15 protein-coding genes are annotated in these 19,533 nt (G+C 60.5%); 12 read left to right on the forward strand and 3 right to left on the reverse strand.

All coding sequences use genetic code 11. The annotated features are described in order from the left end of the window. Nucleotides 1-18: 18 nt before the first annotated feature. The 4 genes from cysT (at nt 19) to BM344_RS00120 (ending at nt 3,631) form a co-directional block, all read left to right on the forward strand. The gene (gene cysT / locus BM344_RS00105; RefSeq protein ID WP_091984529.1) at nt 19-891 is read left to right on the forward strand and encodes a sulfate/thiosulfate ABC transporter permease CysT; all 873 of its coding nucleotides are present in this window, start codon (nt 19-21) and stop codon (nt 889-891) included. A 1-nt stretch (nt 892) separates the two neighbouring features. After that, the gene (cysW, locus tag BM344_RS00110; RefSeq protein WP_091984533.1) at nt 893-1,723 is read left to right on the forward strand and encodes a sulfate ABC transporter permease subunit CysW; all 831 of its coding nucleotides are present in this window, start codon (nt 893-895) and stop codon (nt 1,721-1,723) included. A 9-nt stretch (nt 1,724-1,732) separates the two neighbouring features. Continuing rightward, nucleotides 1,733-2,824: a sulfate/molybdate ABC transporter ATP-binding protein gene (locus BM344_RS00115; protein ID WP_091984536.1), complete on the forward strand. Its 1,092-nt coding sequence runs from the start codon at nt 1,733-1,735 to the stop codon at nt 2,822-2,824. An 81-nt stretch (nt 2,825-2,905) separates the two neighbouring features. Beyond that, nucleotides 2,906-3,631 carry a ZIP family metal transporter gene (locus tag BM344_RS00120; RefSeq protein WP_091984539.1) on the forward strand — a complete coding sequence of 242 codons (726 nt, stop codon included), beginning with the start codon at nt 2,906-2,908 and terminating at the stop codon, nt 3,629-3,631. 9 nt (nt 3,632-3,640) lie between these two features. On the opposite strand, the gene ftsH is transcribed toward BM344_RS00120, so the two are convergent. Genes ftsH through ggt form a run of 3 tightly spaced genes read right to left on the reverse strand, consistent with a single transcriptional unit; the run spans nt 3,641 to nt 7,616 of the window. Then, entirely contained in the window at nt 3,641-5,554 is a 1,914-nt protein-coding gene (gene ftsH, locus BM344_RS00125) for an ATP-dependent zinc metalloprotease FtsH (RefSeq protein WP_091984542.1), read from the reverse strand. Then, nucleotides 5,551-5,799, reverse strand: a complete 249-nt coding sequence (locus tag BM344_RS00130; RefSeq protein WP_091984545.1) for a thiamine-binding protein — start codon at nt 5,797-5,799, stop codon at nt 5,551-5,553. The genes ftsH and BM344_RS00130 overlap by 4 nt, the downstream gene beginning before the upstream one ends. Nucleotides 5,800-5,852: 53 nt before the next feature. Then, a complete protein-coding gene (gene ggt, locus BM344_RS00135) occupies nt 5,853-7,616 on the reverse strand; it encodes a gamma-glutamyltransferase (RefSeq protein ID WP_091984548.1) in 1,764 nt (587 codons plus the stop codon). A 143-nt stretch (nt 7,617-7,759) separates the two neighbouring features. Between ggt and purU the strand changes: the two genes are divergently transcribed. The 8 genes from purU (at nt 7,760) to rpsA (ending at nt 19,470) form a co-directional block, all read left to right on the forward strand. Beyond that, nucleotides 7,760-8,614 (forward strand): formyltetrahydrofolate deformylase, encoded by an 855-nt coding sequence (gene purU / locus BM344_RS00140; protein ID WP_091984550.1) that lies wholly within the window; start codon nt 7,760-7,762, stop codon nt 8,612-8,614. A 126-nt stretch (nt 8,615-8,740) separates the two neighbouring features. Then, complete coding sequence (gyrA, locus tag BM344_RS00145) at nt 8,741-11,332, forward strand: DNA gyrase subunit A (protein WP_091984553.1); 2,592 nt, start codon at nt 8,741-8,743, stop codon at nt 11,330-11,332. Between the two features lie 47 nt (nt 11,333-11,379). Beyond that, nucleotides 11,380-12,462, forward strand: coding sequence for a 3-phosphoserine/phosphohydroxythreonine transaminase (gene serC / locus BM344_RS00150; protein WP_091984556.1), 1,083 nt, complete (start codon nt 11,380-11,382; stop codon nt 12,460-12,462). A gap of 2 nt (nt 12,463-12,464) precedes the next feature. After that, on the forward strand, nt 12,465-13,562 hold the full coding sequence (gene pheA, locus BM344_RS00155) for a prephenate dehydratase (protein ID WP_091984559.1): 1,098 nt from the start codon (nt 12,465-12,467) through the stop codon (nt 13,560-13,562). Between the two features lie 23 nt (nt 13,563-13,585). Continuing rightward, nucleotides 13,586-14,710, forward strand: a complete 1,125-nt coding sequence (hisC, locus tag BM344_RS00160) for a histidinol-phosphate transaminase (protein WP_091984562.1) — start codon at nt 13,586-13,588, stop codon at nt 14,708-14,710. Nucleotides 14,711-14,738: 28 nt separating this feature from the next. Further along, entirely contained in the window at nt 14,739-16,967 is a 2,229-nt protein-coding gene (locus tag BM344_RS00165) for a bifunctional prephenate dehydrogenase/3-phosphoshikimate 1-carboxyvinyltransferase (protein WP_091984565.1), read from the forward strand. Continuing rightward, nucleotides 16,967-17,647 carry a (d)CMP kinase gene (cmk, locus tag BM344_RS00170; protein WP_091984568.1) on the forward strand — a complete coding sequence of 227 codons (681 nt, stop codon included), beginning with the start codon at nt 16,967-16,969 and terminating at the stop codon, nt 17,645-17,647. The genes BM344_RS00165 and cmk overlap by 1 nt, the downstream gene beginning before the upstream one ends. A 128-nt stretch (nt 17,648-17,775) precedes the next feature. Further along, a complete protein-coding gene (rpsA, locus tag BM344_RS00175; protein ID WP_091984571.1) occupies nt 17,776-19,470 on the forward strand; it encodes a 30S ribosomal protein S1 in 1,695 nt (564 codons plus the stop codon). The last annotated feature ends 63 nt before the right edge of the window (nt 19,471-19,533 follow it).

The following is a 19,533-nucleotide window of genomic DNA, read 5'->3' on the forward strand; positions in this document are numbered from 1 at the left end:
GGGATGCTCAACTGATCCATGGCTACCACTGAAACCGCAGAGCGCCCGGCCAAAAGGCTGAGCGCTTCTGCCACCAAGCGCGTGCTGCCGGGGTTCGGATTGAGCCTCGGCATTTCGCTTTTCTTTATCAGTCTGGTTCTGCTGCTACCCATCAGCGGTCTGTTCATCCGGGCCGCAGGCATGGGCTGGGAGCAGTTCTGGTTTGTAATCACCGATCCCCGGGTTGTCGCCTCCTACAAGGTTACGGCACTGGCGGCGCTGGCGGCATCGCTGTTCAACTGCGTGTTTGGTCTGCTTCTGGCCTGGGTGCTCGTGCGGTACGAGTTTCCCGGCAAGCGCCTGCTTGACGCCATTATGGACCTGCCTTTTGCATTGCCAACGGCAGTGGCAGGTATCACCCTGGCCACCCTGTTCGCGGAGAGCGGCTGGTACGGTCAGTACCTGGCGGAACTGGGTATAGAGGTGGCGTTCACGCCCCTGGGGATTGTTGTGGCCATGGCTTTCACCAGTGTTCCGTTCGTCGTGCGCACCGTTCAGCCCGTGCTTGAGGAACTGGCGCCGGAAGACGAAGAGGCGGCCATGAGCCTCGGTGCCTCGGATCTGACGGTGTTCCGGAAAATCCTGTTTCCCATGCTCTGGCCCGCGGTGGTGACGGGTGGCGCCCTGTCGTTTGCCCGCAGCTTGGGCGAGTACGGCGCGGTAATCTTTATTGCCGGCAATTCTCCGTACATCAGTGAAGTGATCAGCCTGATGATTTTTGTGCGCCTGGAGGAATACGATTTCCCGGCGGCCAGTGCCATTGCGGCGGTGGTGATGACGGTGTCGCTGCTGTTGCTGCTGGCGATCAATGTCTGGCAGGGGCGCTATCTCAAGCGCCTGCACGGAGGCTGATATGGCAACCCGCAAACATCGCCGTGTGGGCGATACACCGCTGGTGCGCCGCACCCTGATTGGCCTGGCAGTTGGCATGACAGTGCTGCTTCTGTTCATGCCACTGGTGCTGATTTTCGTGCAGGCCTTTGCAGACGGGTGGGGCGGTTACATCAGCAACATCCTGAACGAGTACACCCTGCACGCCATCGGCCTGACCCTCCTGGTCGCTCTTTTGACGGTGCCGCTGAACCTGGTGTTCGGCGTTTTCCTGGCCTGGCTGGTTACTCGCTTTACCTTTCCAGGGCGAAAGCTGCTGGCAACGCTGATTGATATCCCGTTTGCGGTATCGCCGGTAGTGGCCGGTCTGCTTTACCTGTTGCTGTATGGCAGCAATGGCTGGATCGGGCAGTGGCTGGGTGAGCACGATATCCAGCTGATGTTCTCCTGGCCGGGCATTGTGATGGTGACGGTGTTTGTCACCTGTCCGTTCGTGGCCCGGGAACTGATTCCGCTGATGCAGCAGCACGGTCGGGAAGAGGAAGAGGCCGGCGTGGTGCTTGGCGCTTCTGGCTGGCAGCTGTTCCGCCGGGTCACACTGCCCAACATTCGCTGGGCGCTGTTGTACGGCGTGATTCTCACCAATGCCCGGGCGGTGGGGGAGTTTGGCGCGGTATCGGTGGTGTCCGGTAATATCCGGGGCGAAACCAATACCCTGCCGCTGCAGGTGGAGCTGCTGTACCAGGATTACAACATTGTCGGGGCCTTTGCCGCGTCGTCCCTGCTGGCGGGCATTGCGCTGCTTACTCTTGTCGTGAAGGCCATCATTGAGTGGCGTCAGAGTCGTAATTAAGGGTTCTCCATGAGTATCGAGATACAGGGTATCAACAAGTTTTTCGACAAGTTCCAGGCCCTGCATGATATCAATCTGACCATCCCGGATGGTCAGCTGACGGCGCTGCTGGGGCCGTCCGGTTCCGGCAAGACCACGCTGCTGCGTATCATTGCCGGCCTGGAGACCCCGGAGCAGGGCAGCATCCGTTTCAGTGGCAAAGACGTGACCAACCTGCACGTGCGTGACCGTCGCGTCGGGTTTGTGTTCCAGCATTACGCTCTGTTCCGCCACATGACCGTGGCCCAGAACGTGGCCTTCGGCCTGGATGTGTTGCCTCGCAGCGAACGCCCGTCCAAACCCGAGATCCGCAAGCGGGTACAGGAACTGCTGGAGATGGTGCAGCTGGAGCACCTGGCCAACCGGTATCCGGCGCAGCTGTCTGGCGGCCAGAAACAGCGAATCGCGTTGGCTCGGGCCATGGCCATGAAGCCCGAGATACTGCTGCTGGATGAGCCGTTCGGCGCGCTGGACGCCAAGGTACGAAAGGACCTGCGCCGCTGGCTGCGCAGCCTGCACGATGAGCTTCACTTCACCAGCGTGTTTGTAACCCACGACCAGGAAGAGGCTCTGGAGCTCTCCGACCAGGTCGTGGTAATGAGCAACGGCAGGATTGAACAGGTGGATACGCCCCTGGAGCTCTACGGTCGGCCAGACAGCCGGTTTGTGTTTGAGTTTCTGGGCCAGGTGAACGTGCTTTCGGGCCGCATACAGGATGGCGTGATGCGTCAGGGTGAGGCCTGGATCCGCCTGCCCCGGAGTTGTGAGAACGACGATGGCCAACTCTACCTCCGACCCCACGAGGTACGCCTGGCCCAGCACGCCAGCGACAGCGCCCATCTGCCGTTCCGGATTGAGGCCATCAATCTGATTGGTGCCGAGGTGCGCATTGAACTCAAGCCCGATGGCTGGGAGAGCGAGGAGATCTGGGAGGTGGGCATCAGCCACACCGAATTCAACAGCCGCCAACCCCAGCGCGGCGATCGTTGCTTCGCGATTCCCGATGTGGGGCACCTGTTTTGCGAACACGCAACGGAACCGAAGACGCTCGAGTGGCGCTAGTGTCCCTGGGACACCAGGCTCGCCAGAACCTGCTAGGCTCTTGCCTCAGTAAACGCCACGTTTCCGGAGCACGAACCTGCCATGCTGGAGCATGTCTTACACATCGTTGGCCTTACCGTACTGGCCGGTGCCTGTATTCCCCTGGGCGGGTTGCTGGCCAGTTTCGAGCGGATCCGCCCCAACTGGCTGGATGAGGAGTTCCGCCACTTCCTGATTGCCCTCGGCGGCGGCATTCTGCTGGGCGCTGTGGCGGTGGTTTTGATTCCCGAGGGGCAGGCCAGTATGGGCGACTCGCTCTGGGCCATTCCTACCATCATTCTGGGCGGGTTCGTTTTCTTTTTGATTGAGCGGGCGTTGGGCCTGAAGCGCCGGGAATCGCCGCAGCTGATGGGCGTCATGCTCGATTTCATTCCAGAGGCCACTGCGTTGGGTGGCCTCGCGGTCGTGAGCCCGGAAACCGCTGCGTTGATGGCGTTGTTGATTGCACTGCAGAACTTTCCGGAAGGCTTTAACGCCTATCGGGAAATTGTCTGCCTGCCCGGCTACACTTCTCGAAAGACATTGATCTTCATGAGCTGCCTGGTGATTACGGGGCCTCTCGCCGGTTTGCTGGGCTATTTCTTCCTGACCGGCCGCCCCTTTGCCCTGGGCGCGATCATGCTGTTCGCTTCAGGGGGCATCCTGTACCTGATTTTCCAGGACATTGCGCCGCAGTCGCGGCTGGACAAGCACTGGGGGCCGCCCCTGGGCGCCGTGGTGGGTTTCTGCCTTGCCCTGTTCAGTCATGACCTGGTGGGCCAGGTCTGATCCGGCTGTTCAGGCAATCTTCCGCGCGTCCTCTTTTTGCAGAATGTCGCCGATCTGCTCGGCCGACAGGGTCTCGTGCTCCAGTACCGCACGGGCCAGGGCTTCGAGCTGGCGGCGGTGCTCCTTCAGGAAGTCCAGGGTTGCTTTCTCCTGGGCCAGGAGCTGCGACTGGATTTCGGTATCCACCAGCTCGGCCATCTTTTCGCTGAACTCCCGGGGCAGGCCCATTTCCCGGCCCAGGAACACGTGCTCCTCGCCAATGTTGAGGCCGAGGGGGCCGATTTTCTCGCTCATGCCCCACTGTCCGATCATCTTCCGCACCAGGGCGGTGGCTTCTTTCAGGTCGTTCTGGGCGCCGGTGCTGACCTCTCCGTAGATCAGCTTCTCCGCGCAGCGACCGCCAAGCATGACCTTGATGCGGTCCCGAAGGTAGCTCTCGGTGTAGGTGTAGTGGTCTTCCCGGGGCGTCTGCTCGGTGACGCCCATGGCCATGCCGTGAGGGATGATGGTCACCCGGGTGAGGGGATCGGCATTAGGCATGTAGTAGGCCATGATGGCATGGCCACATTCGTGGTAGGCCACTGACTCGCGCTCTTTCGGCGAAAGCTGCATGTCCCGTTCCTCACCAAGGATGATCCGGTCCCGGGCCAGCTCGAAGCAGTGGTTGTTCACCTCCTTGAGGCTTTCCCGGGCGGCGGTGAGCGCAGCTTCGTTCACCAGGTTTTTCAGGTCGGCCCCGGAGAAGCCAATGGTGCGTGCGGCGATCTGTTCCAGGTCCACGTCAGTGGCCAGTGGTACTTTGCGTACATGTACCTGGAGAATGGCAGACCGGGCGTTTTTGTGGGGGCGGTCGAGGGTGATCTTGCGGTCGAACCGGCCGGGGCGAAGTAGGGCGCTGTCCAGCACATCGGGACGGTTGGTGGCCGCCAGCACGAGAACGTTCTCATGGGCTTCAAAACCGTCCATTTCCGTCAGGATCTGGTTCAGGGTCTGTTCCCGCTCATCGTGCCCGCCACCCAGGCCGGCACCCCGGGAGCGGCCAACGGCATCCAGTTCGTCAATGAAAATCAGAGCCGGCGCGTCTTTGCGGGCTTCCTCGAACATGTCCCGTACCCGGGCCGCACCCACGCCCACAAACATTTCGATGAATTCCGAGGCGCTGATGCTGTAGAAGGGCACCTCGGCCTCGCCGGCGATGGCCCGGGCCAACAGGGTTTTACCAGTGCCGGGCGGGCCGACCAGCAGCACGCCTTTGGGCATGACAGCGCCGAGGGCGCGGTATTTCTCCGGGGCTTTCAGGAAGTCGATAATCTCACCGATTTCCCGTTTCGCCGACTCGATGCCGGCCACGTCATTCAGGGTGGTGGTGGAGGTTTCCCGGCGGGCCCGTCGCGCTTTGGAGCGTCCGAAGTTGAACGGGCCGCCGCCCTGGGTCATGCGTTTCTGTGCCGCGCCCCAGAACCAGAACGTCAGGGCCAGGAACAGGAGCCAGGGCAGGAAACTGCGGATCATTTCCTGCCACCAGGGCAGGCCGGACGGCGCCGCCCGAATGGTGATCTGGTGGTCTTCCAGAAGGCCGAGCAGGGCCGGATCTTCCATGGGAGGACGAATGGTTCGAAACCCGGGGCTGCTGGCAGTGGGCGGTCTGTCGGCGCTGAAGGTGGCGGCGCCACTGTCGGTGAACAGGCCGGTAATGGTTTCCTGCCTTAGGGTCACCTCGGCCACCTGGCCGTTGGTAACCGCTGTCTTGAACTCGGAGTAGGCCAGCTCGTGGAGCCGGGGCTGGTTGCCATCCTGCAGCCACAGCACCATCAGGAAAATGGCGGCACTGAGCCACAGGAACGAATACTGGTTCGGCACTACCGGTTGCCGGTTATCGTCCGGGCTTCGCCTGGAATTGCCCGGACCTTCGGGTGTTGTCATCTGGGTCTCCGATCGCCCTCCATGATCTTCGCCACAAAGACCGATTTGCCGTAGGTTTCAAAGGACCACTTCATGGTATCCGAGAGTACGGACATCACCTCGTCGTAGTCGCCGAAAATCTCCGTGCTCATTCGGCCCGGGTAAATCTCCAGACCGGTCTGCTCAAGCCTGGCAATCAGGTTACGAATGGGCTCTTTGTACTCTTCGTTGAGCGGATACCAGCTCAGTTGTACAGAAAGATACATGCTGCCTCCTTTCAGGGTTGTGACCCTGGTCAATTGCCGGTCTCAATCGTGTTTCAGTAACCCATGGCGGAGGAGGTGCTTCTCCTTGGATCTGCCCCGCCGTGGAGGGTCCCGTCCTCCTCCCTGAGGATGCTCTGGATGGCGCCCATGGCAGATCCGCCGACCACCGTGTGGCCCCGTTCTTCCAGAATGCGGACGGTGTCAGGGCTGATGCCCTGCTCAATACGGATTTCGTCCGGCAGCCACTGGTGATGAATGCGGGGCACGCTGACGGCGGTCTGTATGTTCATCCCATGATCAATCACATTGAGGATCACCTGCAAGGTTGTGGTAATGATTCTTGAGCCGCCTGGGCTGCCGGTCACCAGCCAGTTCTGGCCGTTTTTCCGGACAATGGTAGGCGACATGGAGCTGAGCATGCGTTTGCCCGGCTCCACTTTGTTGGCTTCACCGCCAATCAGGCCGTAGGCGTTGGGTACGCCCGGTTTGGCACTGAAGTCGTCCATCTCGTTATTGAGCAGAAAGCCGGCGCCTTGCACGGTAATGCCCGAGCCGTAGCTGAAGTTGATGGTGTAGGTGTTGGAGACCGCGTTGCCCCATTTGTCCACCACCGAGAAGTGGGTGGTTTCCGGGCTTTCCCAGGGCGTTGGGTCACCGGGGCCGATCTCGCTGGCCGGTGTCGCACGCTGCGGGTCGATACCTTTGCGAAGCGACTCGGCATACGCCTTGCTGGTCAGGCCTAGCAGCGGCACCTCCACATAATCGGTGTCGCCCAGATACTTGGAGCGATCGGCGTAGGCCAGTTTCATGGCCTCGGCCATGTGGTGGATGCCGTCAGCGGAGTTATGCCCGAACTCGGCCATGGGATAGCCTTCCAGGATGTTCAGGATCTGCACGATGTGGGTGCCGCCGGAGGAGGGCGGTGACATCGAGTAGATGTCGTAGCCCCGGTAGGTGCCGTGCACCGGCTGGCGCACTTCCGGCTCGTAGTTTTTCAGGTCTTCAAGGGTGATCAGGCCGCCGTGGCGTTCCATCTCCGCGGCAATGAGCCGTGCGGTTTCGCCCTCATAAAAACCTTTCACGCCCTGGTCGGAGATCCGCTGGAGGGTGGCGGCCAGCTCCGGTTGGCGGAAGCGCTCGCCGGGTTGCCAGGCGCTGCCATCCGGTTTGTAGAAGGTGCTGAGCGTGGCCGGCCAGCGCTCAAGGCGCCCCCGTGCTTCCTCCAGCCCCTCGGTGAAGCGTCTCGGCACGATAAAGCCTTCTCGCGCCAGCTTGATGGCCGGCGCCAGCGCCTGCTGTAGGGAAATGGTCCCATGGCGCTCCAGGGCCAGCGCCAACCCGGCGACGGTGCCGGGCACGCCCGCGGCCAGGTGGGTAAACCGGCTGCGGTTGGGTACCACGTTGCCGGCATCGTCCTGGAACATGGTTTCGGTGGCGGCCGCCGGTGCTTTTTCCCGATAGTCTATGGCCTCGGGAGCGGAGCCGTCTCCCGGGGAAACCAGCATGAAACCACCGCCGCCGATATTGCCCGAGCGGGGCTGGGTAACGGCCAGGGCAAAGCCGGCGGTAACTGCGGCGTCCACTGCATTGCCGCCTTTCTTCAACACCTCCAGCGCCACTTCGGTTGCCAGAGTATGGCTGGTCGCCACCATGCCCTGGCTGGCGGTGACCGGGTGGAAGCGTTCGCCCTCCAGAATGGCCTGGCCGGCGGCCTGGCCTGAACCGATCAGAAGCATCATCGCCGCGATCCTCGCGAGGCGGCCTGAGCGGACCCTGGCAGGGTTTCCGTTTGCGCGTTGGTAGAGGCCTCTGTCCATATCTCCATTCCTCGTTTCTGGCGTTCAGATAGGCTATGATAGCCGGTCATTTTCATAGGTGCGTACCGTTAACCTGCTGGCGCCGCTGGCGGTGATTCCCTGACACACCTGCTTTCCCGAATTTCAGTTAAGGAAAGGCTTCCATGGAGCATACCTATCGTCTTGTGATTTCCTGCCCGGATAGGGTCGGGATTGTCGCCAAGGTGAGTAATTTCCTGTCCACCTACAACGGCTGGATTACCGAGGCGAGCCACCACTCGGACACGCAGACCGGCTGGTTCTTCATGCGGCATGAGATCAAGGCTAATTCGATTCCGTTCGGCCTTGACCAGTTCCGGGCGGCTTTCGAGCCGATTGCCCGCGAGTTCAACATGAACTGGCACATTGCTGACTCCGCACGGCCGAAGAAAGTCATTCTCATGTGCAGCAAGGAATCCCACTGCGTGGCAGACTTGCTGCACCGCTGGCACAGCAAGGAAATCAACGCCGAGATCGTGGCGGTCATCTCCAACCACGATGACCTCCGCCGGATGGTGGAATGGCACGAGATTCCCTACCACCACGTGCCGGTGAGCAAGGAGAACAAGGCTGAGGCCTTTGCCCACATCGACGAGCTGTTCCAGAAATACGAAGCCGACGTGGTGGTGCTGGCCCGCTACATGCAGATTCTGCCCGGCGAGCTGTGCGAGAGATACGCTGGCAAGGTGATCAACATTCACCACAGCTTCCTGCCGTCGTTCGCCGGTGCGCGCCCTTACCATCAGGCCTACAGTCGCGGTGTGAAGCTGATTGGTGCCACCTGCCACTATGTTACCCAGGACCTCGACGAGGGCCCGATCATCGAGCAGGACGTGATCCGCATTACCCACAGCGACTCCATCGAGGACATGGTTCGCCTGGGCAAGGATGTGGAAAAGAACGTGCTGGCCCGGGGGCTGCGCTCGCACATTGAAGACCGGGTAATCACCTTCGAAAACAAGACAGTGGTGTTTGATTAAGGCTGCCTCACAGTTGCCCCTGACAGGGCGCGACTGTGGTAGACTTGGCGGCTTGTTGAAGAATAACTATGGGGCCGGAGCACGGCCCTGATACGACTTCCAGATAACGCAAAGGAACCTTTCTCGATGGGTGAGTTAGCCAAAGAGATCCTGCCGGTCAATATTGAAGACGAGTTGAAGCAGTCCTACCTCGATTACGCCATGAGCGTGATCGTCGGGCGGGCCCTCCCGGATGTACGGGACGGTCTCAAGCCGGTTCACCGTCGTGTGCTGTTCGCCATGTCCGAACTGAACAACGACTGGAACAAGCCCTACAAGAAGTCCGCCCGTGTGGTGGGTGACGTTATCGGTAAATACCACCCCCACGGCGACTCGGCAGTCTACGACACCATCGTGCGTATGGCTCAGCCTTTCTCCCTGCGTTATCCGCTGGTGGATGGCCAGGGCAACTTCGGTTCCATCGACGGCGACAACGCCGCCGCCATGCGTTACACCGAGATCCGCATGGAGAAGATCGCCCACTCCCTGCTGGCGGATCTGGACAAGGAAACCGTCGATTTCGTTGATAACTACGACGGCACCGAGCGGATTCCCGAGGTTCTGCCCACCCGGGTACCCAACCTGCTGGTGAACGGTTCCTCCGGTATCGCCGTGGGCATGGCCACCAATATTCCGCCCCACAACCTCAAGGAAGTGGTGAGCGGCTGTCTGGCGCTGATTGATAATCCGGATCTTACCGTCGATGAGCTGATGGAGTTCATCCCGGGCCCGGATTTCCCGACCCAGGGCATTATCAATGGCCGTGCCGGTATCGTTGAGGCTTACCGCACTGGCCGTGGCCGTATCTACATCCGTGCCCGTCATGAGATCGAGCACGATAACAAGACCAACCGCGACGCCATCATCATCACCGAGCTGCCGTACCAGCTGAACAAGGCCCGACTGATCGAGAAGATCGCCGAGCTGGTGAAGGAAAAGCGCGTTGAAGGTATTTCCGAGCTGCGGGACGAGTCCAACAAGGAAGGCATCCGGGTGGTGATCGAGCTGCGCCGCGGTGAGAACCCGGACGTAGTGGTCAACAACCTGTTTGCCCACACCCAGCTGGAGACTGTGTTCGGGATCAACATGGTTGGCCTGATCAACGGCGAACCCAAGACCCTGAACCTGAAAGAGTTGCTGGATGCCTTTATCCGCCACCGCCGGGAAGTGGTCACCCGCCGCACCATCTACGAATTGCGCAAGGCGCGTGAACGCGGCCACATTCTGGAAGGCCTGACGGTTGCCCTGGCCAATATCGATGAAGTGATCGAGCTGATCAAGGCGTCACCTTCGGCGGCCGAGGCGAAGGAAAAACTGGTCGACAAGGGCTGGGCACCTGGTGGTGTGCTGGCCATGCTTGAGCGTGCCGGCCAGGATGCCTGCCGCCCGGACGACCTGCCGGAAATCTACGGTCTGCGCGATGGTCTCTATCATCTGTCGCCGGAGCAGGCCCAGGCAATCCTGGATTTGCGTCTGCACCGCCTGACCGGTCTTGAAACCGAGAAGCTGCAGAACGAGTACAAGGAAATCCTTGAGAAGATCGCCGATCTGCTGGATATCCTGGGCGATCCGGAGCGCCTGCTCCAGGTCATCCGTGAAGAGCTGGAAGCCATTGTCTCCGAGTTTGGCGACGAGCGCCGTACCGAGATCACCAGCTCCCGTCGTGATCTGACCATTGCCGATCTGATTGATGAAGAAGACCTGGTGGTGACCATTTCCCACAGTGGTTACGCCAAGACCCAGGCAGTCGAGGATTACCAGGCCCAGCGCCGGGGCGGTCGCGGCAAGGCGGCTACCTCCATGAAGGATGAAGATTTCGTTGAGAAGCTGCTGGTGGCCAACTCCCATGACACCATCTTGTGCTTCTCCAACCGCGGCAAGGTGTACTGGCTGCGGGTGTTCGAGATTCCGCGTGCCAGCCGGGCCTCCCGTGGCCGGCCCATGGTCAACATCCTGCCGCTGGAAGAGGGTGAGCGTATCACCACCTTCCTGCCGGTTCGGGATTATCCGGAAGATCAGTTTGTACTCATGGCCACCTCCGCCGGTGTGGTCAAGAAGACCCCGCTGCCGAACTTCTCCCGTCCGCGCAGCAGCGGCCTGATTGCACTGTCCCTCGACGAGGGCGATACGCTGATCGGTGCCGCCATTACTCAGGGCGATGCCGAAGTGATGCTGTTCTCCAGTGCCGGTAAGGCGGTTCGTTTCAACGAGGAAGCGGTGCGCCCGATGAGCCGGACAGCGCGAGGCGTGCGCGGCATTCGCATGCCGCAGGGCCACCATGTGGTGTCGCTGATCATCCCGCAGGAAGGTGGTGTGATTCTGACCGCCTCCGAGAACGGTTACGGCAAGCGCACGGCCATTGATGAGTTCCCGACCTACAGCCGTGGCAGCCAGGGTGTCATTGCCATGCAGTGTTCCGAGCGTAACGGTAACCTGGTAACGGCCCTGCAGCTGTTCGAGGGTGATGAAATGATGCTCATCTCCGACAAGGGCACGCTGGTGCGTACCCGTACCGATGAAGTGTCCGTTCTCAGCCGCAACACCCAGGGTGTTCGCCTGATCAAGCTCAGCCAGGAAGACGAGCGCCTGGTGGGCGTTGAGCGGATTGCCGAAACCGACGATGAAGACATCGACGGCGAGAACGACGAAGCCAACGAGGAAGGCGCCGGCGAAGAGTAAGCCGGCGCAACCGAGAGAGTCAGCGAGACTGGAGAGATCAACGGAAAATGAGCAGGGCGTATAACTTTTGTGCAGGTCCGGCCACCTTGCCGGAGAGCGTGCTTCGTCAGGCGCGGGATGAAATGCTCGACTGGCGCGGCACCGGCATGTCGGTGATGGAAATGAGCCATCGCAGCGACGAGTTTGTCCAGATTGCCGAAACTGCAGAGAAGGATCTGCGTGAACTGGCCGGCGTGTCTGACGATTACGCCGTGCTGTTCATGCAGGGCGGGGCGTCCAGCCAGTTTTCCACCATTCCCCTGAATCTCCTGGGCGACAAGGGCAGTGCCGATTACGTGAACACCGGTATCTGGTCGAAGAAGGCCATTGCCGAGGCCAGCCGCTACGGCCAGGTGAACGTGGTAGCCAGCTCCGAGGACAGTGGTTTTACGACTATCCCGGACCAGGCCGCCTGGAAAACCAGCGCTGAGGCCGCGTACCTGCACTACACGCCCAACGAGACCATTGGTGGCCTGGAGTTCGACTTTGTGCCGGACAGCCCCAATGTGCCTCTGGTGGCCGACATGTCCTCCAACATGCTGTCCCGTCCGGTGGATGTCTCGAGGTTTGGGCTGATCTACGCCGGCGCCCAGAAAAACATCGGTCCCTCTGGTCTGGTGGTGGTGATTATCCGCAAGGACCTGCTGGGCAAGGCCCGGAAGGAAACTCCCACCATGATGAACTATCAGGTGATTGCGGATAACGACTCCATGTACAACACGCCGGCCACCTACAGCTGGTACCTGGCGGGCCTTGTGTTCAAATGGCTGAAAGAGCAGGGCGGCGTTCAGGCAATGGGTGAGATCAACTTGCGCAAAGCCCGCAAGCTCTACGATTTCATTGACAACAGCGACTTCTACGCCAACCCCATCGACCCGCGTTTCCGCTCCTGGATGAACGTGCCGTTTACCCTGGCGGACGACGCTCTTAACAGTGAGTTCCTCAGGGGCGCCAATGCTTGTGGCCTGCTGAACCTGGCCGGCCACCGTTCGGTGGGTGGCATGCGGGCAAGCATCTACAACGCCATGCCTGAGGCCGGTGTGGATGCGCTGATTGATTACATGACCGACTTTGCGAAGGAGCGTGGCTGATCATGAGCGATGAGCAGACCAGGCTCGCGGAGCTGAGGGACGAAATCGACCGGATTGACCAGAAGATCATGGAGCTGATCAGCGCCCGGGCAAACTGTGCCCAGGAAGTGGCCCACGTGAAAATGGCCGCCAATCCGGGGCAGGACGTGTTCTTCTACCGCCCAGAGCGTGAAGCCCAGGTGCTCCGGCGGATCAAGGAGCAGAATCCGGGTCCGTTGTCTGGTGAGGAAATGGCCCGGCTGTTCCGGGAAATCATGTCCGCCTGCCTGGCACTGGAAAAGCCCATGCACATCGCCTTCCTGGGGCCGATCGGTACCTTCACCCAGGCGGCGGCGCTCAAGCATTTTGGGCATTCGGTTATCAGCGTTCCGCTGCCCGCCATCGACGCCGTGTTCCGGGAAGTGGAATCGGGGGCGGCCCATTACGGCGTGGTGCCGGTGGAGAACTCCACCGAGGGTATGATCAACCACACCCTCGATATGTTCATGTCCTCACCCCTGAAAATCTGTGGTGAGGTCCAACTGCGGATTCACCACCATCTGCTGGTGTCGCCCAAGCATGCCGACCAGGAAATTACCCGTATCTACTCTCATCAGCAGTCGTTCGCCCAGTGCCGCCAGTGGCTGGATACCCATCGCTACGGCGTTGAGCGGGTGACCGTGTCCAGCAATGCGGAGGCGGCCCGCCGTGCTGCCGCCGAGCCCGGCACAGCAGCGATTGCCGGTGACATGGCGGCAGAGCTCTATGGGCTGGACATGGTGGCAAGCAGCATCGAGGATCGCCCGGACAACACTACCCGTTTTCTGATCATCGGCCGTGAAGCGGTACCGGCCAGTGGCCACGATAAATCCTCCATTCTGGTGTCTATGCGCAACAAGCCGGGGGCGCTTTACAAGCTGCTCGAGCCGTTCCACCGCCATGGCATCAGTCTGACGCGAATAGAAACCCGTCCGTCACCCAGCGGCACCTGGGCCTACGTGTTCTATATCGATTTTGAAGGGCATGTGGAAGACGAGCAGGTTCGCAAGGTGCTGGCGGAAGTGGACGAGGAAGCCGTTGAACTGAAACGCCTTGGGTCTTACCCGATTGGCGTGCTCTGAGCAAAGCAGGTCGAGGACGTATTATGGCCATTGATTACCAGAGCCTGGCTGTTCGCGGTGTGCGGGCGTTGTCGCCCTACCAGCCGGGCAAGCCGATTGAGGAGCTGGCCCGGGAATTGGGCCTGAATCCCGCCGAGATCATCAAACTCGCCAGCAACGAGAACCCGCTCGGGCCCAGCGAAAAAGCCCTGTCGGCGGCGCAAGCGGCGCTTGCCGAGCTTTGCCTGTATCCCGATGGCAACGGTTTCAACCTGAAGCAGGCCCTGTCAAAGCGGCTGGGTGTGGGTATGGACCAGATTACCCTGGGCAATGGGTCCAACGATGTGCTCGAGGTGATCACCCGTTGTTTTGCGGATGCCGACTCGGAAGTGGTGTTCTCCCAGTACGCCTTTGCCGTGTATCCCCTGGTGACCCAGGCTATCAGTGCCACGGGCATATCGGTGCCGGCGCGGGAGTGGGGGCATGATCTGGAGGCCATGGCTGCGGCAGTCACCGATCGCACGCGCCTGGTGTTTGTCGCCAATCCTAACAACCCGACCGGAACTGTACACAAGGCCGACGCCGTTGAGGCCTTCCTTAAAAAGATTCCCGAGGACGTTCTGGTAGTGCTGGACGAGGCCTACTGCGAGTACCTCACCGGCGATGACTATCCGGACGGCGTGGAGCTGTTGTCCCGGTTCCCGAACCTGATCGTCTGTCGCACTTTCTCCAAAGCCTGGGGGCTGGCCGCGCTTCGCGTCGGTTACAGTATCAGCTCACCGGCCATTGCGGATGTGCTCAACCGCGTGCGGCAGCCTTTCAACGTCGATACTGTGGCTCTGGCCGCCGCCACTGCGGTCCTGGACGATGACGCCTATCTGCAGCGATCACGGGAGGTGAATACAGCCGGGTTGCGCCAGCTCGAGCAGGCGTTCGACGCCATGGGATTGAGCTTCATACCCTCCGCTGGCAACTTCATTGCGGTGGAAGTGGGCGAGAACGCCATGGGCGTCTACCAGACCCTGCTGGCTCACGGGGTTATTGTGCGCCCGATAGCCGGCTATGGTATGCCTCGCCATTTGCGGGTGTCGGTCGGGCTGCCAGAAGAGAATGAGCGCTTCATTGAGGCCCTGGCGAAGGCCCTGACGGCGTCGGGCTTGAGTGATTAAGAGTGAACGACAAGGGTAAACGATTGATATGAGCGGGTCGGAACCACTCTTCCAGCGGGTTGCCGTGATTGGCCTCGGGCTGATTGGCGGCTCCCTGGCCAGTGCCATGTGCCGCAACCGGCTTGCGGTTACGGTGGTTGGTTCCGACCAGCGTGAAGAGGACCTGCGCCTGGGGCAGCAGCTTGGCGTTGTCGACGAAATCGCGCCAACGGTGGCCGATGCAGTGCGCGGCGCCGACCTGGTGATTCTGGCCGTGCCGGTGCGGGCGACCCGGTCGGTGCTTGAACAGGTGCGTCCCGCGCTGGACCCGGGGGCAGTGCTGACCGATGTTGGCAGCACCAAATCCAGTTTCGTGGCCGATGTGGAGGCAGTATTTGGCTCCCAGTCGCCGCTGGTGATTCCCGGCCATCCGATTGCCGGCTCCGAAAAAAGCGGCATCCGGGCCGCCAACCCCAATCTGTTCGCCAACCACAAGGTGATTCTCACGCCGCCGGACAACGTCAGCGAATCCCACCTGGCGCGTTTGCAGGCCCTCTGGGAAGGCTGCGGGGCCACTGTGTTGACCATGTCTGTGGCCTATCACGACGAAGTGCTGGCCGCCACCAGCCACCTGCCACATCTGATCGCTTTCTCGCTGGTGGATACCCTGGCCGGGGAAGACGAGAACATGGACATTTTCCGCTACGCTGCCGGCGGGTTCCGGGACTTTACCCGGATTGCTGCCAGTGATCCGGTGATGTGGCACGATATCTTTCTGTCGAACCGCGAGGCGGTTCTGCGGGTGATAGATCACTTTACCCACGACCTCGAGCAGTTGCGCACGGCCATCGCCAATCAGGACAGTGCCACGCTGCTGCGGGTTTTCAGTCGCGCCAAGGCGGCGCGTGAACATTTTTCCAAGATGCTCTCAGGACAGGCTTACGTGACAAACAACAGTGCTAAACAGGTCAGGTTCCGTCTTCAGCCCGGCGGCGCGATTACCGGTGATATCCGCGTTCCCGGCGACAAGTCCATGTCTCATCGGTCCATCATGCTTGGTGCGCTCGCCGATGGGGTAACCGAGGTCAAGGGATTTCTGGAGGGTGAGGACAGCCTCGCCACGCTTCAGGCGTTCCGGGACATGGGCGTGACCATCGAAGGCCCGGATAACGGCTTCGTGCGGATTCACGGCGTCGGCATGCACGGACTGCAGGCACCGCGGGGACCGCTGTATCTCGGCAACTCCGGCACCGCCATGCGCCTGTTTGCCGGCTTGCTGGCGGCGCAGCCGTTCGACTCGGAGCTGACCGGTGATGCCAGTCTGTCCGGTCGCCCCATGGGGCGGGTGGCTGAGCCACTTCGGGCCATGGGCGCGGTGATTGATACGGCAGACGGTGGCCGGCCGCCACTGAAAATCCACGGCGGCCAGAAACTGACCGGCATCCATTATGAAATGCCGGTGGCCAGTGCCCAGGTGAAATCCTGCCTGCTGCTGGCCGGCCTTTACGCCGAGGGCAGCACTTCGGTCACCGAGCCGGCACCGACCCGGGACCATACCGAACGTATGCTGGCCGGCTTTGGCTATCACGTACATAGGGATGGAGCGACGGCGAGCGTCAGTGGCGGCGGCAAGATGACCGCCACCAACATTGATGTCCCCGCCGACATTTCCTCAGCCGCGTTTTTCCTGGTTGCCGCCAGTATCGCGCCTGGTTCGGACCTGGTGCTGCGCCACGTCGGTATGAACCCGACCCGGGTAGGGGTGATCAATATCCTGCGCCTGATGGGCGCCAACATTGAGGTGCTGGACGAGCGCGAAATCGGCGGCGAGCCGGTGGCGGACCTGAGGGTGCGTTCCGCCGAGCTCAAGGGCATCGACATCCCCGAGGACCAGGTGCCCCTGGCCATTGATGAGTTCCCGGTGCTGTTTGTTGCGGCCGCCTGTGCTCGCGGTCGCACCGTGCTTCGCGGCGCCGAGGAGCTGAGAGTCAAGGAAAGTGATCGCATCCAGGTGATGGCCGATGGCCTTGCGGCCCTGGGTGTTGAAACCACCGTTACGCCGGATGGCATCGTGATCGATGGGGGTCAAACGATCGGTGGCGGCACTGTGAACAGCCATGGGGATCATCGGATTGCCATGTCGTTTGCGGTGGCCTCCCTGCGGGCTGCCGGCGATATCACGATCAACGATTGCGCCAATGTGGCAACCTCTTTTCCGGGCTTTGTGGAACTTGCCCGCGAAACCGGGATCAATATCAAAGCCGAGGGGAGTGAGTGATGGCCGATAGCCGCGCTCCGGTGATCACCGTCGATGGGCCCGGAGGATCCGGTAAAGGCACGATTACCCAGATGCTCGCCCGAAGGCTCGGGTGGCATCTGCTCGACAGTGGCGCCCTGTACCGGCTTACGGCGCTTGCGGCGGTGCGTCAGGGTGTTGCCCTGGATGACGAGCCCGGCCTGGTGCAGGTTGCGGCGGGTCTGGACGTAGAGTTCGAGCCCACGCCGGCAGGTGAACCCGTGAAGGTGATTCTGGCGGGGCAGGATGTGACCGCGGAAATCCGCACCGAGTCGGCCGGCGACAACGCGTCTAAAGTGGCGGTAATACAGCCGGTTCGCGATGCCCTGTTGCAGCGCCAGCGGGATTTCCGCAAGGCACCCGGGCTGGTGGCCGACGGGCGCGATATGGGCACGGTGGTTTTCCCCGATGCGCCGGTGAAGATCTTCCTCACTGCGAGCGCCGAGGAGAGGGCCAGACGGCGCTACAGTCAGTTGAAGGACGCGGGTGTCGATGTTAATATTGACGCCCTTTTAGAGGAGATACGGGTGCGCGACGAGCGGGATATGAACCGGTCCGCCGCCCCTCTCAAGCCCGCGGATGATGCGCAAGTCATTGATTCTACGGGGTTGAGTATAGAAGAGGTGTTGGACAGGTGTATGGCCGCAGCAGGCCAGGCCTGACTACACCTTTTTGTTGTTGAAAGGCCGGATGTAGCGCAACTGCCAGCCACAGGCTGCCTCCGGAATCGTTAACAGACCGTGTTGCTGGTGGCACGGAGCACACTTGCGTTGATCATATAGGACTCATAATGAGCGAGAGCTTTGCAGATCTTTTTGAAGAAAGCCTGAAAGAAATTGACATGCAACCGGGTTCCATTGTCCAGGGAACCGTAGTTGACGTCGACAACGACTGGGTCACCGTTAACGCCGGACTGAAGTCCGAGGGCGTTATCCCCGCCTCCCAGTTCCTGAACGAAAAAGGCGAGTTGGAAATTGCTATCGGCGATGTTGTCGATGTAGCTCTCGACGCTGTGGAAGACGGCTTCGGTGAGACCCGTCTGTCCCGCGAAAAAGCCAAGCGTGCAGAAGCCTGGAAGGTACTCGAGAAGTCCTTCGAAGCTGAGGAAGTGGTCAAGGGCGTTATCAATGGCAAGGTCAAGGGTGGCTTCACCGTCGATCTGGCTGGTATCCGCGCCTTCCTGCCTGGCTCGCTGGTAGATGTTCGTCCGGTTCGCGATACCGCGCACCTGGAGAACAAGGAACTCGAATTCAAGGTTATCAAGCTGGACCAGAAGCGTAACAACGTGGTTGTTTCCCGCCGCGCCGTTCTGGAAGCTGAAAACAGTGCCGAGCGTGAAGCTCTGCTCGAGACCCTGACCGAAGGTCTGGAAATCAAGGGTATCGTCAAGAACCTGACCGACTACGGCGCGTTCGTGGATCTGGGTGGTGTTGACGGCCTGCTGCACATCACTGACATGGCCTGGAAGCGCATCAAGCATCCGAGCGAAATCGTCAACGTGGGCGACGAGATCAACGTCAAGGTCCTGAAGTTCGACCGTGAGCGCAACCGCGTATCTCTCGGCCTGAAGCAGCTGGGCGAAGATCCCTGGGTCGACATCAAGGGTCGTTACCCGGAAGGTTCCAAGGTCAAGGCCCGCGTTACCAACCTGACTGACTACGGCTGCTTTGCCGAGCTGGAAGAAGGTGTTGAAGGCCTGGTTCACGTGTCCGAAATGGACTGGACCAACAAGAACATCCATCCGTCCAAGGTTGTCCAGGTTGGCGACGAAGTGGACGTGATGATTCTGGATATCGACGAAGAGCGTCGTCGTATCTCCCTGGGTATCAAGCAGTGTGTAGCCAACCCGTGGGAAGAGTTCTCCAGCAACTTCAACAAGGGCGACCGCATCTCCGGCAAGATCAAGTCTATTACTGACTTCGGTATCTTCATCGGTCTGGACGGCGGCATCGACGGACTGGTTCACCTGTCTGACATCAGCTGGAACGAGACTGGCGAAGAAGCCGTTCGCGAGTACAAGAAGGGTGACGAGGTTGAGACCGTTATCCTGTCTGTTGATCCTGAGCGTGAGCGTATCTCCCTGGGCATCAAGCAGCTGGAAAGTGATCCGTTCGCCGAGTTCGTTCAACTGAACGACAAGGGCTCCATCGTTAAGGGCACCGTTTCTTCCGTGGATGCCAAGGCAGCCACCATCGCCCTGAACGACGAAGTTGAAGCCGTTCTGAAGGCCTCTGAAATCAGCCGTGATCGTGTCGAAGACGCACGCAACGCGCTGAAAGAGGGTGAAGAAGTTGAAGCGAAGATCATCAGCATCGACCGCAAGAACCGCATTATCAACCTGTCTGTGAAGTCCAAAGACGTTGAGGACGACAAGCAGGCTCTGGAAAACGTGCGGAGCAAGGCGGCTGAAACCTCTTCTGGTGCGACCACTATCGGTGATCTCATCAAGGAGCAGATGCAGCAGCAAAACGCCAACAAGGAATAAAGTTCCGGTTGGTACGAAAAAAACGGGCTCTAAGAGCCCGTTTTTTTTGTGTTTTTTTCTGGT

Origin of the sequence: Marinobacter gudaonensis, assembly GCF_900115175.1 — a bacterium.
Taxonomy (GTDB): Bacteria; Pseudomonadota; Gammaproteobacteria; order Pseudomonadales; family Oleiphilaceae; genus Marinobacter; species Marinobacter gudaonensis.